The organism is Haloferax gibbonsii ATCC 33959, from assembly GCF_000336775.1.
Lineage (GTDB): Archaea > Halobacteriota > Halobacteria > Halobacteriales > Haloferacaceae > Haloferax > Haloferax gibbonsii.
Map to the genome: position 1 here is coordinate 74,344 of NZ_AOLJ01000027.1, position 25,002 is coordinate 99,345.

The 25,002-nt window shown below is 54.0% G+C and carries 26 protein-coding genes and 2 pseudogenes; 17 read left to right on the top strand and 11 right to left on the bottom strand.

What is annotated here, in order from left to right:
• Positions 1–421: 421 nt before the first annotated feature.
• The 3 genes from C454_RS17930 to C454_RS17940 all read right to left on the bottom strand — a co-directional run bounded on the left by C454_RS17930 (position 422) and on the right by C454_RS17940 (position 3,494).
• Positions 422–1,498: a PstS family phosphate ABC transporter substrate-binding protein gene (locus C454_RS17930; RefSeq protein ID WP_049905272.1), complete on the bottom strand. Its 1,077-nt coding sequence runs from the start codon at positions 1,496–1,498 to the stop codon at positions 422–424.
• Positions 1,499–1,728: 230 nt separating this feature from the next.
• Complete coding sequence (locus tag C454_RS20455) at positions 1,729–2,889, bottom strand: hypothetical protein (protein ID WP_152421556.1); 1,161 nt, start codon at positions 2,887–2,889, stop codon at positions 1,729–1,731.
• A gap of 206 nt (positions 2,890–3,095) precedes the next feature.
• The gene (locus C454_RS17940; protein WP_004977777.1) at positions 3,096–3,494 is read right to left on the bottom strand and encodes a winged helix-turn-helix transcriptional regulator; all 399 of its coding nucleotides are present in this window, start codon (positions 3,492–3,494) and stop codon (positions 3,096–3,098) included.
• A gap of 140 nt (positions 3,495–3,634) precedes the next feature.
• Between C454_RS17940 and C454_RS20060 the strand changes: the two genes are divergently transcribed.
• Positions 3,635–4,195, top strand: a complete 561-nt coding sequence (locus C454_RS20060) for a DUF2703 domain-containing protein (protein ID WP_004977778.1) — start codon at positions 3,635–3,637, stop codon at positions 4,193–4,195.
• A gap of 54 nt (positions 4,196–4,249) precedes the next feature.
• Here C454_RS20060 and C454_RS17945 read toward each other — a convergent pair whose 3' ends face one another.
• The 3 genes and pseudogenes from C454_RS17945 to C454_RS20070 all read right to left on the bottom strand — a co-directional run bounded on the left by C454_RS17945 (position 4,250) and on the right by C454_RS20070 (position 5,573).
• Positions 4,250–4,693, bottom strand: a complete 444-nt coding sequence (locus C454_RS17945) for an arsenate-mycothiol transferase ArsC (RefSeq protein ID WP_049905284.1) — start codon at positions 4,691–4,693, stop codon at positions 4,250–4,252.
• A gap of 180 nt (positions 4,694–4,873) precedes the next feature.
• Positions 4,874–5,149, bottom strand: a pseudogene (locus tag C454_RS20065) (arsenate-mycothiol transferase ArsC); the annotation flags it as partial.
• 28 nt (positions 5,150–5,177) lie between these two features.
• Positions 5,178–5,573 carry an ArsR/SmtB family transcription factor gene (locus tag C454_RS20070; protein ID WP_004977780.1) on the bottom strand — a complete coding sequence of 132 codons (396 nt, stop codon included), beginning with the start codon at positions 5,571–5,573 and terminating at the stop codon, positions 5,178–5,180.
• A gap of 396 nt (positions 5,574–5,969) precedes the next feature.
• Here C454_RS20070 and C454_RS17950 point away from each other — a divergent pair, with 396 nt between their 5' ends.
• The 7 genes from C454_RS17950 (at position 5,970) to C454_RS20075 (ending at position 10,077) form a co-directional block, all read left to right on the top strand.
• Positions 5,970–7,169: a site-specific integrase gene (locus C454_RS17950; protein WP_004977781.1), complete on the top strand. Its 1,200-nt coding sequence runs from the start codon at positions 5,970–5,972 to the stop codon at positions 7,167–7,169.
• 647 nt (positions 7,170–7,816) lie between these two features.
• The gene (locus C454_RS17955; protein ID WP_004977782.1) at positions 7,817–8,068 is read left to right on the top strand and encodes a hypothetical protein; all 252 of its coding nucleotides are present in this window, start codon (positions 7,817–7,819) and stop codon (positions 8,066–8,068) included.
• Between the two features lie 144 nt (positions 8,069–8,212).
• Positions 8,213–8,413 carry a hypothetical protein gene (locus tag C454_RS17960; RefSeq protein WP_004977783.1) on the top strand — a complete coding sequence of 67 codons (201 nt, stop codon included), beginning with the start codon at positions 8,213–8,215 and terminating at the stop codon, positions 8,411–8,413.
• 81 nt (positions 8,414–8,494) lie between these two features.
• On the top strand, positions 8,495–8,641 hold the full coding sequence (locus tag C454_RS20580; RefSeq protein ID WP_160163091.1) for a hypothetical protein: 147 nt from the start codon (positions 8,495–8,497) through the stop codon (positions 8,639–8,641).
• A gap of 36 nt (positions 8,642–8,677) precedes the next feature.
• The gene (locus C454_RS20460; RefSeq protein WP_152421557.1) at positions 8,678–8,959 is read left to right on the top strand and encodes a hypothetical protein; all 282 of its coding nucleotides are present in this window, start codon (positions 8,678–8,680) and stop codon (positions 8,957–8,959) included.
• Between the two features lie 21 nt (positions 8,960–8,980).
• Positions 8,981–9,598 (top strand): DUF6338 family protein, encoded by a 618-nt coding sequence (locus C454_RS17965; protein WP_004977784.1) that lies wholly within the window; start codon positions 8,981–8,983, stop codon positions 9,596–9,598.
• On the top strand, positions 9,520–10,077 hold the full coding sequence (locus C454_RS20075) for an IS1595 family transposase (RefSeq protein ID WP_455428731.1): 558 nt from the start codon (positions 9,520–9,522) through the stop codon (positions 10,075–10,077). Before C454_RS17965 ends, C454_RS20075 begins: the two co-directional genes overlap by 79 nt.
• A 13-nt stretch (positions 10,078–10,090) precedes the next feature.
• Here the strand turns inward: C454_RS20075 and C454_RS17970 are convergent, their stop codons facing one another.
• Positions 10,091–10,384 carry a hypothetical protein gene (locus C454_RS17970; RefSeq protein WP_239639953.1) on the bottom strand — a complete coding sequence of 98 codons (294 nt, stop codon included), beginning with the start codon at positions 10,382–10,384 and terminating at the stop codon, positions 10,091–10,093.
• A gap of 250 nt (positions 10,385–10,634) precedes the next feature.
• Between C454_RS17970 and C454_RS17975 the strand changes: the two genes are divergently transcribed.
• From C454_RS17975 to C454_RS17985, 4 genes and pseudogenes are all read left to right on the top strand, one after another.
• Positions 10,635–11,327, top strand: a complete 693-nt coding sequence (locus C454_RS17975) for a nucleotidyltransferase domain-containing protein (RefSeq protein WP_049905274.1) — start codon at positions 10,635–10,637, stop codon at positions 11,325–11,327.
• Positions 11,320–11,841: a DNA-binding protein gene (locus C454_RS20080; protein ID WP_081605257.1), complete on the top strand. Its 522-nt coding sequence runs from the start codon at positions 11,320–11,322 to the stop codon at positions 11,839–11,841. The genes C454_RS17975 and C454_RS20080 overlap by 8 nt, the downstream gene beginning before the upstream one ends.
• Before the next feature lie 4 nt (positions 11,842–11,845).
• A pseudogene (locus tag C454_RS20085) lies at positions 11,846–12,548 on the top strand (transcriptional regulator TrmB); the annotation flags it as partial.
• Positions 12,549–12,677: 129 nt separating this feature from the next.
• Positions 12,678–14,075, top strand: a complete 1,398-nt coding sequence (locus C454_RS17985; protein WP_004977788.1) for an ATP-binding protein — start codon at positions 12,678–12,680, stop codon at positions 14,073–14,075.
• A gap of 101 nt (positions 14,076–14,176) precedes the next feature.
• Here the strand turns inward: C454_RS17985 and C454_RS21380 are convergent, their stop codons facing one another.
• Positions 14,177–14,434, bottom strand: coding sequence for a DUF7837 family putative zinc-binding protein (locus C454_RS21380; protein WP_081603752.1), 258 nt, complete (start codon positions 14,432–14,434; stop codon positions 14,177–14,179).
• A gap of 238 nt (positions 14,435–14,672) precedes the next feature.
• On the opposite strand from C454_RS21380, the gene C454_RS17990 reads away from it, so the two are divergent.
• The 3 genes from C454_RS17990 (at position 14,673) to C454_RS18000 (ending at position 18,095) form a co-directional block, all read left to right on the top strand.
• Positions 14,673–15,548: a ParA family protein gene (locus C454_RS17990; RefSeq protein WP_004040812.1), complete on the top strand. Its 876-nt coding sequence runs from the start codon at positions 14,673–14,675 to the stop codon at positions 15,546–15,548.
• Positions 15,545–15,955, top strand: coding sequence for a hypothetical protein (locus tag C454_RS17995; protein ID WP_004040813.1), 411 nt, complete (start codon positions 15,545–15,547; stop codon positions 15,953–15,955). Before C454_RS17990 ends, C454_RS17995 begins: the two co-directional genes overlap by 4 nt.
• 877 nt (positions 15,956–16,832) lie before the next feature.
• Positions 16,833–18,095 carry an HAD family hydrolase gene (locus C454_RS18000; protein ID WP_004977789.1) on the top strand — a complete coding sequence of 421 codons (1,263 nt, stop codon included), beginning with the start codon at positions 16,833–16,835 and terminating at the stop codon, positions 18,093–18,095.
• Between the two features lie 61 nt (positions 18,096–18,156).
• Here C454_RS18000 and C454_RS18005 read toward each other — a convergent pair whose 3' ends face one another.
• Complete coding sequence (locus tag C454_RS18005) at positions 18,157–18,615, bottom strand: universal stress protein (protein WP_004977790.1); 459 nt, start codon at positions 18,613–18,615, stop codon at positions 18,157–18,159.
• Between the two features lie 224 nt (positions 18,616–18,839).
• On the opposite strand from C454_RS18005, the gene C454_RS18010 reads away from it, so the two are divergent.
• The gene (locus tag C454_RS18010) at positions 18,840–21,080 is read left to right on the top strand and encodes a TrmB family transcriptional regulator (RefSeq protein WP_004977791.1); all 2,241 of its coding nucleotides are present in this window, start codon (positions 18,840–18,842) and stop codon (positions 21,078–21,080) included.
• A 64-nt stretch (positions 21,081–21,144) separates the two neighbouring features.
• Here C454_RS18010 and C454_RS20465 read toward each other — a convergent pair whose 3' ends face one another.
• Positions 21,145–21,414 (bottom strand): hypothetical protein, encoded by a 270-nt coding sequence (locus C454_RS20465; RefSeq protein ID WP_152421558.1) that lies wholly within the window; start codon positions 21,412–21,414, stop codon positions 21,145–21,147.
• Positions 21,415–21,546: 132 nt separating this feature from the next.
• On the opposite strand from C454_RS20465, the gene C454_RS18015 reads away from it, so the two are divergent.
• Complete coding sequence (locus tag C454_RS18015) at positions 21,547–22,500, top strand: carbohydrate kinase family protein (protein WP_049905275.1); 954 nt, start codon at positions 21,547–21,549, stop codon at positions 22,498–22,500.
• A gap of 221 nt (positions 22,501–22,721) precedes the next feature.
• Here C454_RS18015 and C454_RS18020 read toward each other — a convergent pair whose 3' ends face one another.
• Entirely contained in the window at positions 22,722–24,959 is a 2,238-nt protein-coding gene (locus C454_RS18020) for an ABC transporter ATP-binding protein (RefSeq protein ID WP_004977793.1), read from the bottom strand.
• Between the last annotated feature and the right edge of the window lie 43 nt (positions 24,960–25,002).

Below are 25,002 nucleotides of genomic sequence, written 5' to 3' on the forward strand. Positions count from 1 at the left end.
TCGTCGGGGCTGTGAGCTGCCATTCACATCGAAATTCTCCGATTTGACACTAATACGTTTCGATAAAATCCGATTTGTTCTCGACAGACTATTTGAGTATCTTCGCTCATATCTCTCACAGTATGTTAGGGAGAATTGGCGCATTATCCGACCAGTGGTGTATCTATCCTTTAAGCCGAAATATCGAAAAGAGACGTTCTGGATCTCAGAGGAGTCACTGGATAACAATCCAAATCGGTGGTATACAATCTAATCAGTCCAAATACAGAATGAGAGACAATCCGCCGCAGTACAGATTGGAACTCTCCGTGAGAAACCAGCCGAGCAGTCGGGCAAACTGTCCTCTATCCAATCGGGTGCGCGTGTTCCGAGACCGGATAGGTAACTGTTAAAAAGACGGGAATGAACGTGGAACGGGGCTCTAGTTTGCTTCTTCGATGGCCGAATTGAGCTTGTCGAGCATCTCTTGCTGTTCGTCGTCACCGAGCGGGACGTACCCGACTTCGTCGGCGACGATTTCCTTGCTCGTGGAGTTTTCCATCCAGTAACGGGCGAACTCGGCGACGTGTTCTTCGGCGAGCGACTCCGTTGCCGGGTACGTGAACAGCGGGCGGGACAGCGGGTTGTACTCGCCGGAGAGTGCGGTGTCGAGCGACGGTTCGACGAACTCGCCGGCGTCGTTCTCGATAGCGACTGCCTGTACGGCGTCGGTGTTCTCGCTGTAGTACGCGAAGCCCATGTAGCCGATGGCGAACTCGGAGCCTTCGACACCCTGAACGATGGTACGGTCCTGTTCGGTTGCGGAGTAGTCCTGACGGTGACCCGGGCCTTCTTCGCCGATGATGGCCTCGATAAAGTAATCGTACGTACCGGAGGCGTCGGTCGGACCGAAGATTTCGATCTCTTCGTCGGGCCACTCGGAGTCAACGTCCGACCACGTCGTCGGCTGAGCTTCAGCAGAGAAGATAGTCTTGAGTCGGTCGACGGTGAGCCCCTCGCCAATAAAGTCGTTGTCGTTGTTGACGATGACGGTCAGGGCGTCGGTTGCGACCTTGAGTTCGACGGGGTTGACGTCGTTCGATGCACACTGGTCTTCTTCCTCGCCCTTGATGGGGCGCGATGCGTTGTTGAAGTCCGTCTGGCCGGGACAGAAGTAGTTCGCGAAGCCACCACCGGAACCGGTCGACTGGATGTTGATGTTGACTTCAGAATTGTTCTGACGGAAGCGCTCTGCCATCGCAGTGGCGAGCGGGAAGACCGTCGAAGAACCAGCGATGTCGATAGCACCTGATAGCGTCTGACTCTCCTCACCACCAGACTGTTCGCTCGCCTCGTCGGAGCCACCCGAGCTCCCACCGGACTCTCCCGATGCCTCTGTAGCTTCGGATTCAGATCCACTGTTACTTTCCGTACATCCGGCGAGGCCAGCAATGCCGACCGCACCCGAGGCAATCAAGAACTTGCGGCGTGTAACGACGTCGTCCGTCTTGCGCGTCATCAGTGTTGACGACCCGAGTTTTAACTAAATACTCTGCTATTAGAAATATATAGTGTATTGTCGACGTAGGGATTGGAAAGATAGCCAATCTCGAAGCGGTTTCGAGCACCTCGGCTTCACGATGTTCTGTCGTACCAGTCTCTGATAGTAGTGTGAACCAAAAGTTAGATGCAACTTTCCAGATACGAATACAAAGCGTTGCATTGGATCAGAGATTTAACTAGACGCGACTATTCTGATGCCAAGTCAGAGTCCATACTATTGGTGTACAGATTTATCACGTCGATACTGTCGACAGTTTTCCATGCTAATTGGACGATTTGTGGTCGGTTGATGTGGGGGTAGTCATATTCGGCATCCTCGACTCGCTGTTTCAATTCACTGTGAGAACTATTCAGATTACCACCGTCCACCGGCCCATCTGTGACGAACTCTTCAGTCACATTCTGGATTTCAGCGGACATCATGTCGACTGTCGTTTCTTCCCACGGTGTCAGTTCAGACGTTCCATCTCTATTGGTAGATTCCGTTGCGAGACTGACAGCGTCTTGTGTGAGGCGATGCAGTTCCTCACCCACTTGGGATAGCGTGAGTAGCGATTCAGAGTCGATATTGAATCGGCACAGCAACTTGTGGCTCTGCACCGCCATTCGACACTGTCGTTCGAGGAGGTGACTGTATTGCTCCGAATTTTGTCGTGTGAATTCAACTAACTCTGGATCTGGGCCTTCTGATGAGCTAATTTCTGAGACTATATCGAGAAGCGCATCCTGAAGCCGGGAAATGGCTTCGCGAGGGCTTGGTTTCCACTGGTCCAGGAGAGTCGTCAGTACGATGGTCTGGTCGTGTTCTTCGGTGACCTCTAGACAGAGGAATTCAGGGAGTAATCTAGTAACCTGGCTGCGGACAGATTGATGCTCGACGCCAGTTGTCGTGAGTTCGATTCGTGTTGCGCCATCACGGTACGCCGTCGCAATCTCGCGGCGAATCGAATCTGGGTCGCTCGTCGTAAGTTCGACTTCAGTCGTACTCGACTCACTGGTTGGGTCTCGTTGAACGACAAGCGACCCGTCTTGCTGCGTGAGCGTTGTAACGTCGACTCCCGGACGAATGCCGTACTCCCTCGCCCAGTCGATTGGAATCGCGATGTGCGTTGAGGCTTCGCCGACGCGATACAGTGTCCGCGTGTCGGTGTTCGGGTAGTCACCACGTTCAGTCAGAGGCTCAAGTACGAATGTGGGTTCAGAGCAAAGTCGTACCCGAACTTTGTCACCCGGCTCGAGATCGTGTTGGGATAGCCACGTGCGAGGAACGTCAACAGTGTAACTCGAATTTCCCTGCTCTTGTACGATTCGTGTTTCCAGCGTTTTACAGAGCAGTTTCGTACTCATGCTTCACACCCTATGGAGCTCACCGAAGGCAGCCGCAGAAGTCGCGTCATTCGGCCCGACATGGTTGTATCTGAATGGATGTGCAAATAGTTCCGTCGATTTGAATAGTAATTCAGATAGATCTTTGACAATATTCCGTCGGACGACACAGTTTGATTGGTCGACAGTTGCTGTCCCAAACGCTTCACCCCCTAGACCGGCTGAAATCAGCAATCAGAAACCGTTAGACACCCGTCATCTAGCGCTTCGTTACGACAGTTCTCGAACTCGTCCACGCACTGCTGTTGAGTAGCATCGTCTCGTAACTCGACGAGGGACTCCAATTCACGGAGATGAGCCGTAATCTCCGAACCCTGCTCAGTCAGCGAATACGTCGTCGTCGGTGGCGTCGTTGGCTCGACTGTTCGTTCAACGAGCCCGTGGCAGGCGAGTTCTTTCAACCGCTGGGAGAGCATCGGCCCAGTGAGGCCATCAAGCTCGTCCCGCATCGCGTTGAACCCACGCGAATCCTCAGAGAGCAGACGAAGCACGTGGAAGGCCCACTTCGGACCGAGAATATCCTGTATACCGTGCCACGTTCGCTGCCACTGGTCAGTGCCTTCCATTGCTGTGGCGTTCACGCTACGAGGACAAAAGTAGGTGTAGTACGCGAGGCGCACCGAACAGGGGAGTTTGCGTACGCTTACCTCGTAAGTGTGCTATTGCTGACTTGTTTATCTTCCACGGGAACGAGGTACCAGATGGAATGGAAACATCAGTTCAAAACGAAAACGTCGAAATAGAGCAGCCATCTGTGGACGAATATTCTCGGCGAGTCGTCACAGTCGATCTGTTGTATCTGGACAACCAGACGTGCGAGCGATGTATGGGAACTGAAGATGCACTCAAAAACGCGCTCGAATCTGTCGCACCAATCCTGGACTCATTCGATACTACTCTGAGAGTTCGCGACATCCACGTCACAGACATCGACGCTGCCGAAGCGACCGGACTCGCGGTGTCGCCGACGATTCGGATTGATGGAAGAGACGTTCAGCCAGACTACGTAGAAAACACGTGCGAGTCGTGTGGTGAACTCTGCGAATGCAACGGGGATGTCGATTGTCGACTCTGGAAGTACCGAGGCAAAGAACACACTACTGCACCTGTCGACTTACTCACAGAGTCTCTCGTTCGAGCGATCGTGTCCGGGGGCGAACGTGCTGCTCCCACCAGTAGCGAACAGCCTTACCACGTTTCGGAGAACCTCAAACAGTTCTTTAGCGGTGGAGACGAATCTGGACAGGACTGTGGCTGTGGTTGTTGATCGCTGAAGTAGGAGCTCATCCGAGATTCGAGAAACGTCGGCGAGAAGTCCCCCTCAGTGACCCGATTCGAGTTCGTCGAAGAGTGCGCTTACACGAGATTTGATTTCATCCCGGATCGCCGCGACTTCGGCTGATGACTTTCCGTCCGGGTCGGTCAGGTCCCAGTCGCGGTTCTCTCCAGCCCACCCTGCCGGACAGACGTCTTGAGCAGAACAACCCATCGTAATCACGTAGTCACTCTGCATGGTCTCTTCGAAGGTCACCTCACGAGGCGTTCGGTCGCTGAGGTCGATGCCAATCTCGCTCATCGATTCGACGACCTCGTCGTGGACGTAGTCTGCTGGTTGTGTACCGCCAGTGACGAGCTTGATTTCGTCATGGAGTCCGCGGTTCTCCAGTTCTTGTTCTGCAAACGCATAGGCCATCTGTGAACGGCCGGCATTTTGGACGCAAATAAGTGCAACGACGGTCGGTTCGGAGTTGTTGGATTCGGACATAGATTCTGTGATGTGTTCGGGTGAGTTGATTGGTGATGGAAGGTCGTCGATAAGTTCGATAACCTGTTGTTCGATTTCTGTGCTGAGTGCCGACACTGTCTCCGGGTCGCTCGTGGCAGGCTCGATGAACCCCCAATCACGGGTGACCACGCCAAGTGGGAGGTCGTCAATAGAGATCGAACACCCCATCAGGGCAACCACGTCACAGTGTGCTAGCTCTTCGGTAGTGACCCTCTGGGGCGTCTGTGAGGAGAGGTCGTACCCCTTCTCGGCCATCACGTCGACAACCGTGGGGAAAACTTCGTCGGCAGGGTCTGTCCCCCCACTGATTACTTCGACGTCTGTTCGTCCTCGTGCTCGGAGTTGTGTCTTCGCGACAGCAGCGGCAATCTGACTGCGGCCCGCATTCTCGACGCAGACGAATGCAATCCGAAGTGGATCACTTCTGACTGTCATTCCTTGCTTTCGGTGCGTTCCTGATCACTCATGTGCGGTTTACCTCACGCTCTGCCGTTTCGAACAGTGTATCGGCCAGAGCTGTACTGGTGTAGTACCGCCAATTTCCCTCTTTTCGCCGCTCAGCGAGGCCAGCGTCGACGAGATCCGAGAGTGCGTGGCTGACAGCACTACCAGTAACGTCGAACAGGGGTTCGAGTTCACACACACAGAGTTCGCCATCTGCGACAGAGAGTATACGGGCAAGACGATACCGTGTGTTGTTCCCGAGAACGCGAAATACCTCTGAAAGCGTTGAATCCTCGGCAAAAGCGGTCTCCGCAAGCCCTTGAAGTTCGTCAAGTCGCCTGTCGACATCTGCATCACAGCAGTCACCAAGTTCATCGGTGATGAGGCGACGAAGACGTGATTCTGTCTTACTCACTGGATGTTGTTTGAATACTTCTTCACATAGCGTTTGTGGTGTCAGGCTGTCAATGCACGAATGAATTGATTGGTGACCCAAACTCAGTACCATTGGGCCGCGAGTTCTCAAATTTAGTATAGCGAAATATAATATACGAAATGGCCGGCACCAAGAGGTCCAATATTACTTATCACGGTTGTGTATGACCCACTCTTGCACAAGCCAAAGTATTAACTCAATGGAAGAAAGTCGGTGAGTAATGAAAATCCCATATTCAGAATTACCCCAAACCGGAGCGAGCGGGTTACTCCCCGGTGAGAAGGCGTGAATCAGCGGTCTGACTCCCAGGGTTTGGACGCGGAAGATAGGGCTTCAGACGAGAGACCGAGAGAAAAGCGCTACAAGTGGTCTCAGATGAGCCTTGACGAACTCGTCGACGTCTACTGGCAAGACATCGCACCCAAGCGATATCGCGATGGGTTCGACGAGGACCGCGATGTTCCGACCTACAATTGGCTCACCGAACACGGATACAGTGGAATCGCGTACGCGCTGCGAGAGCACCACGACCTGACGCCCACGCAGTTCTTCGTCGACGTCGTCGGCCTTGAAGACGAGGACTCAAATGAGTGGGAATGGAACGTCGACCACAAGGATACTGTTAACGCTCTAGAAGTGTATCTCAACTCGATAGGAACTCGTGGTGGACGGGCAGAGAGTACCGTCGAGACCCACCGGACACGGTTGGCGAAGTGGGTTCGGACCTATCGAGAACTGCACGGGACTGATGCGTTGCTCGAACCGCTATCTGAGTTAGACCAGCAACCGGGAGAAATAGAGCGCTGTCTCGCCGTCCTCGACGTCTTCGACGAGGAACTGTCGACAGATCGGTCGAAGCTCGAGTATCTGCACGTCGCCAGAGCGTGGTACGGGTTCGTAAAGCGCCGGAAGTACGCGAAGTACAACCCACTCTCGGAGGCTGGCGAAGAGTTCGGCTGGGAAGCCAGTGAACCAGACCCACAGTCGTTGTCGGCGTCGCAGGTGCGTCGAATTTACAGTGAGGTGGATTCGCCCGAAGCGGAGTTGCTCGTCGTTTCGCTCGCCGGGTGGGGGTTACGACCTTCAGAGGTTGCCGCGTTGCACGTCGATCAGGTGGTCTTGGATGCTGAAGATCCACACCTGTCGTTCGGTGATGGAGAGCGGAAGAACGGGCCTGGTGAGGTAACGCTGTTGTATGGCGTCGACGTCGTCGCTGATCGGATTGACGCGCTCTCTGACCGTGAGACGTGGAACGGGTATCTGTTCCCCTCTCGGTCGTCGTCGACGGGACACGTGTCAGTTAGTACGATACGCCGTCGATTCAAACAGCTTGCTGACACTGCTGGCGTGGTTGTCGATGGGGACACGCCCACGCCGAAGATGGGGAGGCGGTTCTGGTACTCTGCGTATCAGGAAGCTGTTGGAGAGGTTCTGGAAGGGCTCGAGGGGGTTGCTGAAGACCAGGGGAGTTCGTCGACGGAGGTTGTGCTTCGGAGCTATCTGTCGAGAGAGCAAGAGCGGAAGGCTCGGCGAAGGAGGATGTATGAGAAATTGGAGGCGGCATTCGACCGGTAGGAGACAAGTTTAGGGCGACCAGATTAATCAGTCTTTGCAGTATGGTTAAAAGCCGAACCACAACAAGAGATTAAGCGAATTCCCGCGAGCGTTTCCCAATCGGCTCATAATGTCTGACAGACCAGTCACAGTTAACGACAACACGACCGCTCGGGGCGATACCCTCCCTTCCCCGTGGTTGAGTACCCGCCACATTACGGGACGTTCATCGGATTCAAACCCGAACGGGACGGAGACTTGTACTTCTGCTCATGTGCCCGTGAAGCAATTGAGAACTACGTTCGATTCGAGCGTGAAGGGTTGACTGGGTCGCACCAGGACCCAACACCGGAGAATCATGGTGACAAGTAAGGTGGAGTGCACCATGTGCGGCCGACAGATCGGTCGCATAACACGCGGGAACACCGCCGCGAGTTCGAAGCAGCGTTCGGTCGGCCGCCGTCAGGGTACGACGAGGTGCGCCGTGCGTTCGACCAGGACGCCGGCGCGTGAGTCGGCGAGGGCATCGGACCGCAGACGCAACTGGGAGAGTTCGACCGCGAGTAGTTTGTCAACTCAGAATCGAGGACGGTGACGAACGGTGAGTGAGGTTGACGGTGTCAACCTGTATAATTATCATACGTTAATACATACTGACCGGTAGGAGTATGGATTTGGACGCATTGGAGGCCTTCGAGGGACCCACGACGCTGCGAATTTTCATGTTCCTGTTGATGCTAACCGTGATGCTGGTTTTCGTCGGAGCGGTGCTATCGGTGACCCACGACATCGAACTCGTCGAGACAATCGGTCTTAGCCTGGCACATAACACGATGGGGCTACTGCGGTCCGCTGGCGTCATCGCGTTCCTAATCTTACTCGGAAAGGTAGTAGTATTCGCGTTGCAATTCGCCGAGTAACGGGTGTCCGAGAACCCACCCTTATCCGACGAACTACTGGGTTCGAAGCCGCGTGAGCCGATTCACACCGAAGAGTATCACGGACTGTTAGCGGTAATGTGTGTTCTGCGTACACTTTTCACCCCAGTAGCCGGACGTGAATATATGAGCGACGACAAAGATGACGAGTCGGAGGAAGGTCAGAATCCAGGAGAGGAAGCTGAAGAGGAGGCACTTGGGCGGTCATTCATCGCCGACACCCCAGACGAAGACCCGCGATTCGAGACAACTGGCACGAACACTGCAGACGAGGGCGGAGACAGCAGTGATGAAAGCGAGGAATCGTCCAGCGAGGGCGACGAGTAACGAATACATGGCCTGAATCTACAGGATTTACTTCCGGTCCGCGGCGACGGTTTTTACCAACGTGGCAACTATGTTCAGTATATGACTGATGACAACGGCAATTCTGAATCGGATTCGAGCTCAACAGACACGGTAACGAGTGTTGACCGGAAAGCAAGAGTTGCAGACACGCCAGACGAAGACCCACGCGGATCATCGAACGGCAGTGAATCCTCCGGAGACGAGTAACCATGTCCGACGATAACAGCGATTCGAGTTCGAGCGGTGACGGGAGCAACCAAAGCGCAAACAGGAAAGCGCAAGTCGCCGATACCCCTGATTCTGACCCGAGAGGTGGGAGTAGCGGAGGCGACGGTGGTAGTGACGGAGGGTCGAGTTCTGGGGATGGAGGCGACGATTAGAATGAGCGACGATAGCGGCGAGGACTCGGGAGACCGTAGGGAACTGGAGAAAGCGAGAGTTGCGGACACACCAGACGAAGACCCGCGAGGACATACCGCACAAGCAGCGGAGGCTGAAGCGACCGAGAACGATACCGACGAGTAGCTCCGTTGAGGACGCCTTTCTATGGTCTTCAAGCTCCCTGTACTCGATTTGTTATTCGCGTTCCTATTCCTTGTCCCCGGGTTTCTCACGTACCGTCTCGCACGACACGTCGGGAAAATCACGGTTCAAACAGATTCCTTCAACAAGACTGCGTACGCGTTGATTGCGAGCGGTGTAGCGATATCGATCACGTGGATTACAGCGACACTACTGTTCGGTATCCCGTTCTCGGCGCTTGTGCAGGTCGAATTGAGTGTGTTCCAGTCGGCGTGGTTTTACCTCGGAGTTGTCGGGGTGTCATGCGTTCAGGGCGTGGTCGCTGGCTTGGTAGTGGACCGAGGTTTGCGCCGCGACCATCGAGACAGGCGAAAGCGCGTTTGGGCGTTAGCATTCAATGGGTCTGACCAACCGATTGAAGCGCGAGTGGTGACGGCTGGTGGCGACGAGATTCACGGGTACGTGCAATCGTGGGACAGTGTCGGTCACGGGAAAGATATCTTGCTGAGGTACCCTAGGCGACTCAATGAAGAGCACGAGGAAATCGGCGACGATGACGGGCTATTCATCGGGGAGTACGTGTTGCTGAACGAGGGGGATATCTCTCAGATTTACTTCGAGGACGACATCGATATCGAGTAGCTCCTGGTGCTAACTCCGGTGGCAAGGAGTTTGTCAACAGATTCGAGGACGGTGTTAGACGAAGGTGCGAGGGAGACAAACCACCCGTCTTCACCATCGTTGACCGTGGAACGAGACAGCGGTACGTCGTCCCAGCGAAATCCGCTGACGAATCGACCGTGCGACTCCTCCTCGCCGACCACGAGGAGGAGACGCTAACCGTCTACACCGACGGATTTCGGGCATACGATCCACTTGAGGATGACGACGAATTCACCCGCAAATACGTCGTCCACGGTGACGGCGAGTACGCGGATGGAGACGTTCACGTCAACACCTGCGAGAGCCACGCGTCGCTAGCACGACGGTGGCTCTCGCCGCATCGAGGTGTCTCGAAGGACAAGTTGACACAGTATCTCCGAGCTTTTCAGCTACGCAGCGAACTCTTCAGAAAACCTGGTCGAGAAGCACTCAAACACGCTGTCAAATCGACTCTCTGAAATCAACAATGTGCTACACATGAGCGCTAATTATAAATAAACCTGTTAACTTCCTGGCTATCCAATTGCTGCTCAAGCTCCTCAAACCTCTGCCGTACTGTTCAGCTTTCCGTTTGTCACCGAGTTTTACCTGACCTTGCTCCCGAAGATACCGCGCCTCCTGAGCCAAGTCCTGAAGGTACTGGCTCATCAAGGCCCCGCGCTCCTCCGCCTCAACCCTCCACGCTTCTTTGCGGGTTTCAGGCGGGTACAGCTTCACCAACGCAGTGTCAGCACTGATTCCACTGGACGATTTCCAACCAGTCATTTAAAGATCAACCCCCCAAGTAAACATGTGCACTTATTCTTATGGACATAGTACTGAAAAGAAAGACTCGGCACTCATAGAACACTTACTAGGGAGGCTCGAACCAGGCTGTTCAAGGTCGATCGAGATTCGTGCAATCACTTTTCCACCTAAGCGAGGTTATCCGGAAAAGTTCAACCAAGCGTACTACTTGAACAGATACCCTATTTTTATATAAAGTATAAGTAAGTGGACGAGCTTACTCTTTAGTATGCAAAGTAGCACGAATACTCCCCATAGAGAGGGGACAAGCATATCACTCGACATTCCAGCACAAGACGCGAATTTATTCAAAAGCCAAGCAGTCCACGAAGTGCTTCTATTTTTATCTCGTTATCACGCTGACTCGTTTTCTATCACTGAATTAGCTGACGCTGTAGATTACTCCCAACCAAGTATTTCGAAGGCGGTGGACGTATTGACTGCAAACAACCTTGTAATCGACCGCCGTGAAGGGAACACGCGGCTTGTACACGTCAACCGAGCCCGGTTGTCACGACCGGACGACTTGTTTCTTCAGATCCCCCAATCAGAATTCCAGCCACCTGTCCGCACTGCAACCAACGAATTAGTCGAGAATCTCGACGGCGTCATTGGCATCCTCCTCTACGGGAGTGTCGCACGAGGAAACGCAGACCGGCTAAGTGATATTGACCTATGGGTACTCGTTGAGGAAGATCGAATGGCGAACCAGCGAACGGCAAACCGTGTACGACAGGATCTCGAAGAGCGGAAATTCGAAACAGGCCGGTACGCATACGATATCGACGTTGAGTCCTTGCCTGCGATTCCGAACTATACTGAGGAACTGCGAGAGGTACTTCGTGGTGGGCTTGTTGTCTACGACTCCGAGAAGTTTGAAACAGTCCGAAAGATGGTCTTCCACGGTGAGCTCGATGAGTAAAAGATCCGATCCACGAGCCATAACCGACGCACTCAACGCGGCAACTGACGCGTTCAACGAGGAGGGGTTTGGTGTCCCAGCACGCGAAGACGGGATCGATCCGGACGACGATTGGAAAACACAGCTCACGAAGGCCTGCCAATTGCTTGCAGCTGTTGATCAAATCGCTGATCAAGGGTTCTACACCGCAACGATTGAGTTGTGTTTCGGTGCAACCGAACGGTCTATCGAAGCGTTTGCATTAGCCGAAGGAACGAGCGAGCTCAATGACTTCCACGACCATACCACCTGTTACGATCGTGCATTTGATCTAGGGCTTCTTTCTCGGGACACAACACGCGACCTTCGGCACTTGTACGATACTAATCGAACTGATAGTTACTACGGTGGACGTCGCCCAACGCAGCGACAAGCAGAAGCGATGCAGCAACTTGCCAAGAGTGTCCACAAACACGTCACCAACCAGATAAGAGTAGGCGGCGTTTCCACGTGCGAGACCGGAACTAATCCATAAGAGATTGTTGACGGGGAAAGCCCTTGAAATCCTCTATCATCTCGACCAGCCACAATCCGTTGCCGACATCGCCAAGCAGAGCGGTAACTACCGAAATACCGTCAACCGGATTCTCAAACGATTGCGGAATAGGGGGCTCTTCGGTACCGATGACGGCCTCTACCACTATAACGACGACTTCGACCGACTACACAACTTCGCCCGTGAACTCAATCACCATCTCCACCGACAACGCCTCCAATCGGTTGTTCCCGGCGGGACAATTCTCTGGGAGGACTACGACGAATTTCTCGCAAAAACGTAAACGAAGATCAACGCCGAGCACTACCACGAAACCGGACTGGCGCAATTCGCAGCATTCGACCTCCAGTTCCTGCTGACTTCTCACCGCTACTACCGCTACTCGACGGAACTCGATGCAGTGTCGCCGGCGGAGCTCTGCTGTCACACGCTGTTGGTCGACGACGGGTCTCGCCACCGGTCGTACTATCACCTCCTGCTCAGTCATGTCGACGTCGACGAGAGAGAACTCCGAGACCAAGCGAAGAGATACGGTTAGAAGAGACGATAGACACCTTGCTTCGATACCTCGAGACGCATGGCAACGTCGACGTTGGCCGCCTCCCGAGTGGTCTGAGTTTCGAGAACTGGCAGCTGACTACAAGGTGACACCATCCCAACGAGACCAACATTCGGACGCGAGATGAAGTGACGCTTGCTACTCTGGGCGTGAGACATACAGTCCCTTGCCAAATCAAAAATATAATACTCTAAAGTATCATACTCTGAAGTATGATTATAGAAAGAATTATTCTACGGCGTGCCGAAAGACAAATATGGACGAGTTCGTCAATCGGATCGAGGAACTCTCGCGTTTACACTCGCTGTACGAGTCTGATAGCGCAGAGCTCGCCGTGGTGTTTGGACGACGGCGACTTGGCAAAACAGAACTCGTCAAAGAGTCTCTCACGAGCTACGACGACGTTATCGTCTACCAGGGGAAGCAGAAAACGCGTGCGCTACAACTCGAACAGTTCATCGAAGTAGTTGCAGATGTGTATCCAGGCGTCACGCGGATTCGTGAAGACTGGGAGTACGTCCTCGGGTACCTTGCTGACCAAGATGCGATTGTTGTCCTCGACGAGTTTCCGTACCTTGTCGAGCAAGACGAAAGCCTTCCATCAGTCCTGCAAGCGCTCTTCGATTACGAACTCGACGACTCTGAAGCGACGTTCGTGCTCGTCGGGTCGTCGATTAGCATGATGGAAGAAGCCGCACTACTCGGGAACAGCCCGCTGTATGGCCGCTCATCGCTCAAACTCGACATCAGACAACTTCCGTTCGATGCTGCGATGGAGTTTTTCGACGATGCGTACACACCGGCAGAGCAAGTGTTGACGTGGAGTGTGTTTGGTGGTGTTCCGTACTACCTCGAAGAAGTCTCACCAGACGCCACATTCGGAGAGAACATCCATCGCACGATTCTGTCCAGACACGGCACGCTCCACAACGAACCAGACTACGTACTCCGCATGGAGCTCACCGAACCAACGCGATACTTCTCCATTCTCGAAGCGATTGCGGGTGGGAACACGAGTCGAAACGAGATTGCAGGTACTACCGGCATCGACTACAATCAACTGTCGAAGTACCTCAATCGGTTATCACGGCTTCGTCTCGTCGACCAGCACGTTCCAATCACCGAAGACAAAGCCCGGAGTAAACGCAGCCGGTACCGCATTCGCGACCCGTTCTTCCGCTTCTGGTTTAACTTCGTGTACGGTTCGAGTGGGCAGTACGATGCACTTGGCGAAGACGCGTTCGAGACCCTTATTGAACCTGCACTCCCAGACTTCGCTTCGAGTTCATTCGAGGCGCTGTGCGGTACCGCTCTCCGTGAATTCTATCCTGAACACACAATCATAGACACTGGGCAGTGGTGGTATGGTGAGCACGAAATCGACGTTGTCGGATTCACGAACGACAGTACGCTCATTGTTGGTGAGTGTAAATTCCAGCAGTCACCGCTCGGGTACGACGCATTCGCCAAACTGCAGCAGCACACCGAGGAACTCCGCTGGACACCGGACAACGGTGGACCCCGTGAGGAAACCTACGCACTCTTTTCACGGAGTGGGTTCAAGCAATCGGTCGAAGAAGTGGCTGCAGAGCGTGATAATGTGCGGTTGTTCACCGTCGACGACGTCGTTGATGCCTTGGACGGACAGCGCTGATCCGCCTTCAAAAGACTCAGTCTCGGCCCGGGTACATCGAGAACTTAGCCTTGCAGTCTGTGAACGATGGCGTCCCGCTTGAGTCCAAAAAGTACATTCCGCTATTCTGGACGGACAACTTCGTCGCAGGAATAGCACTCAGCGAACACGCCAGTTGTCCCATCGCCATCCTCAAACTCAATGAGTGACTGGTATGCTTCAATCACTTCGCTGCAATCAGGACATCGACCAAGCGCTGTCGAATCACTCGTCATGGGGAATTGTGGAGACTCATGTGACACGATCTGTCTCCAGTAGTGTCCACACGGTGCCACAGCAAAGATGTTTGGCCACAATATTTGTTCATCCAATATATTCATGAATTGTGTTCATGAACTTTGTTCAGTAAATACTCGGAGTACACCACAGACCGCCTGCAATAAGGGATGAGCATAGCCTCACCCAGCCATGGCGTTCGTTGTGTTTGTTCATCGTATGTATTCAGTATATTTGTTCATTGAGTACATTCATTGCTGAACTCAACGAATGAACGTGCCTGTTGAACACAATGAGTGCATGCACAGAAGATTCAAGGTGATGGTTCATCATGAACACAGTATGCTCACATATTCGACCTACAGCGAGGCAGGCGGGGTCGGGAAGACGACCACCGCAGCAAACCTAGCGGTTGCGCACGCTCGGGCAGGGTTGAAACCGCTCGTCGTTCCGCTTGACCCACAAGACGGCGATCTTTCACGTCTCTTCGGGGTTGACGACCAGCGGACGGATTCAGTCGATAACATCGTCCGGCATATGATTCGACGCCCCAACGGCGACTTTGACGATCTCATTCGGACCGTTGAGGGTGTCGACATCGTTCCGGAGCACAATATGCTCTCAGATTTAGCCGATTTTCTCCAGCGAGAGAAAGACCAGGCGGAAGCCATGGGCGAAGCATTCGGGATGCACGCACAGTTACTCCGTGTGCTCCGCGAGGCCGGCGTCCCGGAGGAGTACGATGTACTGATCTGTGACCCGCCAGCAACTGAAGGGCCACACCTCTACAACGCGATTCACGCGACGCGGTCGCTTGTCATCCCCGTCGAACCAAGCGCAAAGGGCCGTGCAGCAGTTGAGGGGCTTGAAGCCCTCGTCGCCGGGTTTGAAGACCAACTCGAGATTGACGTTGGTGTGCTCGCCGCCGTGCCAACCGGATTCAAAAACACACGTGACCAACGGCAGGTACTAGCTGAAATCGACTATCCGATCCCAGAGATCATCAGCGAGCGTGCCTCCCTGATGGAGGGGTGCTGGATGGAGCAATGTTCGGCGTTCAAATACGTTCGTGAACATCGTAATCGCCGCCGTGACTACGAAATCGAGACGCTTGCCCAGTTCGACCGCATCGCGAGGCATCTGGAAGAACAGGTTGGTATCGACGCGCCAAACCCCCCGGAACCGGGTGACGTCGACCACGAGGTGGTGACGGTATGACTGGCATGAAGAAAGGAGCTGGTGAAGATCCGTTTGCGGATGACTCGTCGACTGAGTCAGCGACCACTACAGAGACCCAGACGAAGGACTCAGAGCCCGAACCAGCCGAAGAAACGGATTCGAACCAAGCCGAGGGCGAAGACACCCAACAACCTCGCCAGCAGATCCAGATTCCATACAAATTCCGCCGCGATGGCGTCCAAGACGGTCGTGACCGCGTCCCACTGTTCTTACAGAAGGAGACAAAAGTCGCAGAGCGAGACGCCCTCCGGGAGTTCGAAGACCGGTTCGAAGAAAACGTCTCACTCACCGACCTCCGTGAAGCGCTCATGAAGGTCGGCCTGCAGCACCTCGATGAAACAGAAGAGTGCCTCGAAGAGTGGGGCTACGGGATGACGTTCGACTAGCCAAGAAACGGCGCTTACAGCAGTATGGGCGCGAAAATCGACAGCTGCAGTCGGTCACGGTTCGAAACTTGGAATCCGCTGGGTGGTTTGTTGACCAAGAGAACGAGCGTCGCCTCCCTGATATCTCATTCTAAGGACCGAGGAGTTCGGAGGTAGCGTAATAATAGCGTATTTCGGCTCTGTTGAAATCCTCAGTTATTGATAGTTCCTTGAAGTCGTGCTGCATACAGGGCGCGAGTCGGTCACGCGAACGCCCCCCAATTGCNGGGACGACTGAACGCTAACTACACAGTTTTCATCGACTGGCTGTTTCAGGCGAGAATATATCTGAAGAATAGGATTTCAACAGAGCCCGTATTTCTTATACTCTCAATTACCTCATTGTCCCGCAGAGACAACGAGGATTAGTAAAATAGTGCTCAAAGAGCGCCATCAGATTATATATCTTATATCGCTATATAAAATGTCATCCGCGCCGTAGGGCACAGTTTCGGAGTTTGGGTTCTGTTGCGTGCCTTATTTTCACGCCAACTGAATTTGATTAGGCTCTCACCTTGCAGTTTTCGAATTTAGCACGGTGAGAGAACTTGAAAAGATTTTCTGAGTAACATAAAATCAGAACCGGCAGACTGCTCCTATTTCACCGTTGTTGTGCTTGAATAGAAGGCACGCAACACTTCCATCCTCCGAGGTTGTGCGTAGGTACGGTCACCGAATGTATGCCTGTCTGTGTTTGCAATTCTTCTCGATTGTTTCCACATTCTCTGAAAACAGCCAATTTCAACGCGAAGGTGTAGTTGAACGGCGCTGTATGAGTTGACTGTCGTTGTAGGTGTGAATACGCTTATTATCAATCGATGAATCGATACGATAACGCATGGACCAGTACGACCAGCTCCATCAGTTGTATAGAGACATCGATACCGCCTCGCTCCGGGAACACCGTGATTATCTCGAAGTGTTCCCGCCTGTCGACTCGAAGGTCGCTCTTGACCACTGGCAGGAGGCGAAAGACACGTTTGATTCAAAGCTTGACCGAGCGATTGCGACGCACTCACACAATCAGAACCTCGCTGAAGTGGCCACAATCGCCACCCGGGACCAGGCCTTCGTCGCTCTAGACCTGTACAAGAAGTATGGACGGTCAGTGAACGTGCTGATTCTGGACGTCGACGAAACGTTGCGATCGGCAGGCAAGACAGACAACGAGATTCCCCGAGATACCCTCCGACTTCTTCGGACGTTCTACGAGGAGGGTATTCCGATCGTCATCTGTACCGGTCAAACGCTCGAGAACGTCAAAGGATTCCTCATCCAAAGCTTGGGGAACGAAATCGTCCATTCGGGAGATGTGAGCATCGTTTACGAAGCGGGGACCGCTGTCTTCACGCCTGGCCATGGGGCCCAGACTAAACGTCTGCTGTATCATAATCTCGGTGCCGAGACCCTAGGTATTTTCGACGAGATTCGGACACGAGTTCTCAAGGATGCCCCCGAAGAAATTCGTCGGGGATGCCACCTACAAGGCAACGAGTTCAACGTCACGCTCAAGCCCAACTTCGAAACAGGTACTGATAGTGCCGAAGCGGTCATCGACCAAAGTCTCGTTCACCTCTTAGCGTTGTTAGGAGAAGCAGTCTCAGCCGACCCAGATAGTGCGGAATGGGCAAAGGCCCACTACGCCGCACTCGATCCAGAAATCGAGAGAGTGCTGAAAGACCAAGATGCATTCCCATCGTGCGAAGTGGAAGATATTCCCGACGATATCGGAAATCAACTGAATCAGATCGACGTTGCCTACTACCACGCAGACGCTGCCGAGGTAGGATCTCTCGAATTAAACAAGGTGGCGGGCGTGAAGGCCGCACTTGAGGTTCTTGGTGTCCACGACCCATTTGCGTTGGTTATGGGAGACAGTAAGACCGACTTACGTGTGATGAAGTGGGCCGAAGCACACGACGCAGGTATTAGCGCTGCCCCTACTCACGCGTCTGAAGCAGTCGTTGATTATGTTCGGGATATTGACGAACTTCTGTATGGTCCCGGTGACAGTGGTGCAGTCCTCCGAACGGTATACGCACTCAATCAGTTGGCGACTGTTGTAGACGGAGTCCAACAACCCATGCCCGAGAATTCGTAGTTACCGGCACCTGATGTGGTATCTCCCGATGGTGTTAGTGCTTTGAAATGCGATAAAAACACTACTGCAGGTCAACCGTGACGCGTCCATCAAACGAAAGGATGAGCGATTGGACGAAATCACCGAAGAGTGCCTTGCCTGTCGGTGAGCGCTTACTTCCGGTAGTAAAGACATGGTCACAGTCGTTCTCGTTCGCAGCTTGGATAGCTGCAGACGAACGGTCTGTGTCGTCGACCACCGAGCAGACACGCTCGTACTCAACGTCGATATCATCGAGTGCCTCGTTTGCAACTTCTTCCAGGAACACGGTCGCACCTTCAAGGGCGGTATCTGCACCATAAGAAGTGTTTTCCACTTCTCCAATTCGTTCGAGCGTCGAGACTGTGCGTTCGAGTTCATCTCTCGAAACCATCACGAAGAGATATAGCGTGGCTTCTTCGGCTACTACGAATGAAGCGGCTTCACGGACGAGTTCTTTGCTGTCGATAGTATCCTCTACGACAACGAGCGCATTTTCCATACACCTAGTCGATTCACAACCATGATAAGCGTTTATTCGCCCGAAAGATAGTGATATGGCCCTTCAATCGACGATTCACAGCAACCGTTGCAACACCCACGACGATATGGTTACACGAGATGAGTAGTATCTCACCCTAGTGGTGTGAGAATTTTCCCGCGTCTGGTGAATTCATCATGCGGTTTGCCACAAAAGACTATGCCGTGGGGGTAAGAAGTGTTGATATGAGCGATCCGGGAAAGATGGATGAGCCTGCCATCAGGGAGTCTCTGCAGCGGAACGTAGACATGTCGGAGTACGAATCATTCGTCTACCTTTCACTTGTTAGAAATGGCAAGCAGTCAATGAAAGAAATAGCAGAGACGAGTGGTGTTCCGAAACAGAGAGTGTATGACATTGTCGACACACTCCGCAGTGAGGGATTCATCGAACTCGACGACAGTTATCCGAAGAAGGCGTACGCAGTCGAACCCAACAAGACACTCGGACCAATCCAAACGCAGATCAGACGTGTGCAAGACCGGCTTGACGAACTCCACAAAACAGTCTCTGACATCGAGAGCGGCGTGGCACAGTTCAAGAACATTTCCACGATCGAAAAATACGTGTCAGAGCTGTTTGCAACAGCTGAGAACACGGTTTTTTTACTGGCATCACCGGATCGATTGCGCCAGTTCGAAGATGATTTATTGGCTATGGACGATGTCCAGGTCCGAGTAGTCGTCTCGGATGTTAATCCAGAGACGCTTGATACCGGTTCAATCTTCAGGAGTGGCCAGATTGAACAGGTGACGAATCACATCCGTGGAACCTCACGGAGCGAGCCGTTCGTCCTCACCATCGACCGGAATAGCGGATTTTTTTGGCCAAAGCCACCTGTATCTGGGAGCGGTGAGCAAGAAGGATTCTACGTAACCGACTCTGAACTCGCGTTTCTTTTCGATCGGTTCCTCTCTGATTCCATCTGGCCATTGGCTACACCGATTACGTCTGAAGCTGACGAAAGTACACCGTCACTTCCGACGCAGTACTTTCGACTCAGAGACTGTCTCGCTGACCTGCAGATGCTCGCAAAAGACGTTCCACTCGAATCACTCGCGGTCACATTCGATGGCTACGATAATCTCTCCGGAGACCAAGTCACTAAGACTGGCGTTCTCGCTGGATTCACGTATTCCGAGTATGATGACGTCGCCTACGTAGAACTAGACGTCGAGGTCGGTGATGACGGTGATACCAAGCGCGTGACTGTGGGTGACTGGAAATCCGAAAGTGAGGACTTCAAAGCGCATCAGATCTCTCTCGAAGAGAGAGACGATCGGACTATCAAAGCTCTCCGGGAGGAGACAGCAGCATCTTTTCAGGCGTGTTTAGAAGAACTCCCCGAGCAACTCTCTCCGGCTAATGTCGTCGTTGGCTTCGATGGATACACTGACCACATACGTACGCTCGTGGGTGAGCGTAAAAGCCAACGGATGTACGATGAGATCGGTGAATTCGACACCGTTCGTGAGATGTTCACCCGCGCGGCGCTCTCTGACCGAACGCTCCAGTTCGAGTGGGTGGAGAGTGAGAGAGTCCCCGGCGGCCACACAGCGCATGCAGGTCGCACCATGGAGTCTATTGGGTACGACGTCCAACTCATCGGCTACTTTGGCCAACCGGTCAGAGATGAGTTCTCTGAGACGTTTACTGACGCCAACCTACTGAGCCTCGGGCAACCAACCTCTACTGAATACCTCCAGTTTGGTGATGGAAAGGTTCTGTTCACAGATTCTCGAACCCACAGAGCACTCAATTGGGAAACTCTCTGTGAGTACGTCCCGCTCGATGATATGGTCGAGTACCTCGAAGGGACGGACGTTGTAAGCATTGGTGGATGGGCGTTGTTCCCACAGATATCGACGATTTGGGAGGGCTTCCGTGAGCAAGTGTATCCACAGCTCTCGAATCCGCCGACGGATTTCCTCATTCCAATTTCCAGTGTCGACCATCTCCGAGAGACGACACTTCGTTCGGATATCGATTCACTGAGCGCTCTCAACGACGTTGCAGATGTGACTGTCGTAGCGACTCGAGACGATGCAGAGCATCTCGGTGCGGTATTCCTCGACGAGACTGACACTCGTCGTCAGCGAGCACTCCCACCTATGGCTGCTGAGCTCCGTCGCACACTCGACGTCTCACGCGTTGCTATCACAACGACCCGCGAGTCTGTCCTCGCTGCTGGGGGCGACCCGCACAAGATTCTCTTACCGCGTACTGCGCAACCTGCAGAAGAGGGGACTGTTGAGGACCACTTTACCGCAGGGTTCGCTATCGGATTGACCGAAGAACTCACCGAGAAGAGTTCGTTAGCACTCGCAACCGCCTTGAGTGGGTACTACAAACAACATCAATCGGTTCCAGATGTGGAAGAACTCCGCTCGTATCTGTCTGCGCACGACGACCTCACCACACTCTAAGAATCAATTACGATTTGAACGGTTGTTTTCCTCTATCTTTCCAGGAGTACGTGGAGTTCACACGTTATCGATTCGAGATGAACAGGCCTGCCCACAGCACAGCCACCAAGACGCCGCAGATAGCGAGGACAAGTGCTACAGCTGCTAGCAAGCCAGATATCTGATGTGCAAGTACCGTGGATTCGTTCAGCGGTCCGGCCAGTATATCGACGGCATATCCTAAAAACAGGATGCCGAGAACGGACCCAATAAAATACAGAACTGGGGTATACTCTGAGAGAGCGGACAACGCTCTGGAATCTGTGTTGCTGTCGAGTGACTCGGTAGTTGCCATGTATGTGAATAACTGTGTGGCCTCATACTACATTAAATTGCCCACTGATTAGCAGTCCCCGTACTAAATGGTCTGATGGAAAATCACGCCAACTCCTATGGTTTCAACTCCCCCCGCACTGTTGGGTGAATCATGACCGATGTACTCGTGGCTGGGGAGACGATAATTGACTTTCTCCCTACAGAGACCGGAGAATTGGCGCATGTCGAAGAATTCACTCGTTGTGCGGGCGGTGCTCCTGCAAACGTTGCTGTTGCACTATCACACTTAGAGGAGACACCACTGTTCTGGACTCGGCTTGGTAGTGGTCCGTTCGGCGACTTCCTCGCTGAGACGCTCGAGTCAGTGGGACTTCCGATGGACTTCGTCGAACGAGATGAAAACGCCAAGACCGGTCTAGCGTTCGTCAATCTTGGCGAAGACGCAGAACGCGAGTTTACGTTCTACCACAGTAATTCCGCTGAGACGCGGTTTCAACCTGGGACAGTAGAGGACGAGACACTAGACTCGATATCGTGGGTTCACTTCGATGGGCTCTCACTCGATGCAGAACCCAGCCGTGACGCGATTTTTGACCTCGCACGGAGAGCTTCAGAGTCCGGCTCTACGGTCTCGTTTGACCCGAATGCGCGTCCAGAGCGGTGGACTGAGTTCGATTATGCAGACTCCATGTATCAAGCGTTCGAGTACGCCGACGTAGTGAAGGCAACGCCCGAGGATATGGCAGAGATGGATGTCGACGGTGACGCAGACGAACTCGCGGAGCACATTCTCGAACACGGGCCTCATACTGCTTTGATTACACTCGGTAGCGAGGGTTCGTTTGCATCGACGACTGACTTGGCACGATGGACTGACAGCGGTACGTCGGTGAGCCACGGTGGGTTCGAGGTCGACCAGGTGGACACGACGGGTGCAGGTGACGCCTTCACTGCAGGCTGTATTGCCGCACTCGTCGAAGGACAGGGGCTCGAAGAAGCGCTTAGTTTCGCAAACGCCGTCGCAGCGAGGGCAACGACCGCTCATGGGGCAATGGAAGCACTCCCTGACAGAGATGCCGTCGCAGCACTCCAGCGAGACCGGTAACGTTTACGCAGTTAGTTGCGACGAAGTCGGTCCAATCATGGTACGTCAGCAATGACGACCACGTTGGCTCAATCGGTGTCTCGTGCCGGACCACCGATACCCCCGAACTACCGCGTGAAATTAAAATCGGGTGAGCACAAACACACTCCGCCCTGAGAAAGAGCGCAGCGCATCTGTTTCGCTAGGTTTTGGATGACCCGAAACGGAACCGGACGGTGTCGTTAGTCGTCTGCTGTTTGGCTACCGGACCCCGTATCGGTCTCGGGACGTGCTGCCGGCGGGAGGTCGGGACCGAAGATGTCGGTCTCGAGGTCGACTTCCTCGACTGGCTCGCTGTCCCAGTACGGATGGTCACCATCCTGCTCACGGAAACACGCGACTGAGTGGCCGTCTACATTGCTCGCCTCGAGCGACGGCGCTTCCTTCGTACACTGCTCACGAGCCTTCGGACAGCGCGTCTGGAACGGGCACCCGCTCGGTGGGTCGACCGGGTCGGGGATGTCGATGCCCCGGATCGGCGGCTCCTCGACGTCTTCGTCTGGGTCGACATCGGTCGTCGACCACCGTAGGACCTTCGTGTAGGGGTGTTTCGGGTTGTCAATCATCTCCTCCGCTGGACCGATTTCGACGATATTCCCGAGGTACATGACACCGATACGTCCGTCGGTCTTTCCTGCGAGGTAGCGAGCGTTCTCCAGGTTGTGCGAGATGAACAGGTACGAGGTGTTGAACCGGTCCTGCAGTTCGAGCATCAGGTCCATCATCTCCACACGCAGCGAGACGTCTAGCGCCGACACAGCTTCGTCAGCGAAGATGAGGTCGGGGTTCATGAACAGCGCCCGGATGAGAGCCACCCGCTGCTTCTCGCCACCGGAGAGCTGGTGAGGGTACCGCTCGGCGTAGTCCTTCGCCGGCGTCAACCCGACGTACTCCAGCATCCCCAGGATGCGCTCGCGACGGTCTTTGAACGAGAGGTCAGACTGTGCCTGCTTGAGCGGCTCTGCGAGTGCCTTTGCAACACTCATGTTCGGGTTCAACGAACTCCCGGGGTCTTGGTGGATAAGCTGGAGTGACTGACGTATCTCATTGAAAGAGACGTCTCCGCTCCCCCCGTCTCTGGTCTCCCAGACGTCCTGTCCCCGATAGTCAAGCGAACCGTCGGTTGGCCGTTGGATACCAATCGCCGTCTTTCCGAGCGTACTCTTCCCACAGCCAGACTCACCGATGAGGGCAACAACGTCGTTCTCGTAGATGTCAAGGTCGATGTCGTTGACCGCGTACACCGTCTCGGATTCGCCACGAAGTTGCGAGAGGAACCCACCCTTGTTTTCGAAGTGGACGTCGACATCGTCGAGGGTGACGACTGGTTCTGCCGACTGCTTCCCTTGAACCGCGAAGTCGGAGGTAGGGACGTCGTCGTGTATCGCCATCGGAATTTCTTCACGTGCTCGCTCCCAGTGGAAACAGGCTGTCTCGTGGTCATCGCCCGCCTGCTCGAACGGCGGGTCGGTCGAGTGACACTTGCTGGTGGCGAGCGAACAGCGTGAGGCGTACTGGCAGCCAGTGTGGTCGTTTACTGGGTCAGGACTGGACCCCTCAATCGGTTTCATCTCGTCGAGCGGCGTGTTCAGATTCGGCACCGCATTGAGCAAGTCTCGTGTGTACGGGTGAGCGGGGTTCTCGAGCATCTGGTCCGCGGGGCCGATCTCGGCTAACTCGAAGGCGTACATAACACCGATACGGTCTGCCAGTCCAGCAACGAGTGGCAGGTCGTGCGTGATGAAAACGACCGTTAGCCCGTACTCCTCTTGAAGTTCGGCGAGGAGTCCGAGGATCGACCGCTGCATGAGCAGGTCGAGTGCCGCCGTTGGCTCGTCCATCACGAGGACGCGAGGCTTCAACACGAGCGAGAGCGCGATGAGTGCTCGCTGTTGCATCCCACCAGAGAGTTCGTGTGGGTACGACTTCAGCACTCGTTCGGGGTCAAGGTGGAGCTTTGTGAGGAGCTCTCGTGCGTGCGCCATCCCCTCACTGAGGCTGTGGTCGTGAGCCTTGATCGTCTCAGTGAAGTGGTCCTTGATTTTCTGTGTGGGGTTGAACGAACTCATCGCCCCCTGGAACACCATCGAGACCTCTTTCCAGCGGTACTTCTCCATCGTCTCCCTGTCTGCGTTCGCAAGGTCAACTGGCTGACCGTCTTCCGGGTGGTAGATGATTTCCCCCGAGAGGTTTCCGGGTTCGACGACAGCGTTCAGCATCGAGTCGGCAAACATTGACTTTCCGCTTCCAGATTCGCCGACGATGCCGAGGATTTCGTTTCGTTTCACGTCTACCGACACGTCGTTGAGGACCCGTGAGGTCCCCCGGTCCATGTCGAACGTGACCGATGCGTTCCGTATCTCGAGGATCGTCTCCTCGTTCATGTCCGATTCTCTCTCGTGCTGGATTGTTTTACTCATGACTTACCTCCGAAGTCGCTAGCTGCCTGTGAACGGTCTCGCC

Coding starts and splice junctions, on each gene's coding strand:
- C454_RS17930 (WP_049905272.1), bottom strand. CDS start 1,498: ATGACGCGCAAGACGGACGACGTCGTTACACGCCGCAAGTTCTTGATT.
- C454_RS20455 (WP_152421556.1), bottom strand. CDS start 2,889: ATGAGTACGAAACTGCTCTGTAAAACGCTGGAAACACGAATCGTACAA.
- C454_RS17940 (WP_004977777.1), bottom strand. CDS start 3,494: ATGGAAGGCACTGACCAGTGGCAGCGAACGTGGCACGGTATACAGGAT.
- C454_RS20060 (WP_004977778.1), top strand. CDS start 3,635: ATGGAAACATCAGTTCAAAACGAAAACGTCGAAATAGAGCAGCCATCT.
- C454_RS17945 (WP_049905284.1), bottom strand. CDS start 4,693: ATGTCCGAATCCAACAACTCCGAACCGACCGTCGTTGCACTTATTTGC.
- C454_RS17950 (WP_004977781.1), top strand. CDS start 5,970: ATGAGCCTTGACGAACTCGTCGACGTCTACTGGCAAGACATCGCACCC.
- C454_RS17955 (WP_004977782.1), top strand. CDS start 7,817: ATGGATTTGGACGCATTGGAGGCCTTCGAGGGACCCACGACGCTGCGA.
- C454_RS17960 (WP_004977783.1), top strand. CDS start 8,213: ATGAGCGACGACAAAGATGACGAGTCGGAGGAAGGTCAGAATCCAGGA.
- C454_RS20580 (WP_160163091.1), top strand. CDS start 8,495: ATGACTGATGACAACGGCAATTCTGAATCGGATTCGAGCTCAACAGAC.
- C454_RS17965 (WP_004977784.1), top strand. CDS start 8,981: ATGGTCTTCAAGCTCCCTGTACTCGATTTGTTATTCGCGTTCCTATTC.
- C454_RS17970 (WP_239639953.1), bottom strand. CDS start 10,384: ATGACTGGTTGGAAATCGTCCAGTGGAATCAGTGCTGACACTGCGTTG.
- C454_RS17975 (WP_049905274.1), top strand. CDS start 10,635: ATGCAAAGTAGCACGAATACTCCCCATAGAGAGGGGACAAGCATATCA.
- C454_RS20080 (WP_081605257.1), top strand. CDS start 11,320: ATGAGTAAAAGATCCGATCCACGAGCCATAACCGACGCACTCAACGCG.
- C454_RS17985 (WP_004977788.1), top strand. CDS start 12,678: ATGGACGAGTTCGTCAATCGGATCGAGGAACTCTCGCGTTTACACTCG.
- C454_RS21380 (WP_081603752.1), bottom strand. CDS start 14,434: ATGAATATATTGGATGAACAAATATTGTGGCCAAACATCTTTGCTGTG.
- C454_RS17990 (WP_004040812.1), top strand. CDS start 14,673: ATGCTCACATATTCGACCTACAGCGAGGCAGGCGGGGTCGGGAAGACG.
- C454_RS17995 (WP_004040813.1), top strand. CDS start 15,545: ATGACTGGCATGAAGAAAGGAGCTGGTGAAGATCCGTTTGCGGATGAC.
- C454_RS18000 (WP_004977789.1), top strand. CDS start 16,833: ATGGACCAGTACGACCAGCTCCATCAGTTGTATAGAGACATCGATACC.
- C454_RS18005 (WP_004977790.1), bottom strand. CDS start 18,615: ATGGAAAATGCGCTCGTTGTCGTAGAGGATACTATCGACAGCAAAGAA.
- C454_RS18010 (WP_004977791.1), top strand. CDS start 18,840: ATGAGCGATCCGGGAAAGATGGATGAGCCTGCCATCAGGGAGTCTCTG.
- C454_RS20465 (WP_152421558.1), bottom strand. CDS start 21,414: ATGGCAACTACCGAGTCACTCGACAGCAACACAGATTCCAGAGCGTTG.
- C454_RS18015 (WP_049905275.1), top strand. CDS start 21,547: ATGACCGATGTACTCGTGGCTGGGGAGACGATAATTGACTTTCTCCCT.
- C454_RS18020 (WP_004977793.1), bottom strand. CDS start 24,959: ATGAGTAAAACAATCCAGCACGAGAGAGAATCGGACATGAACGAGGAG.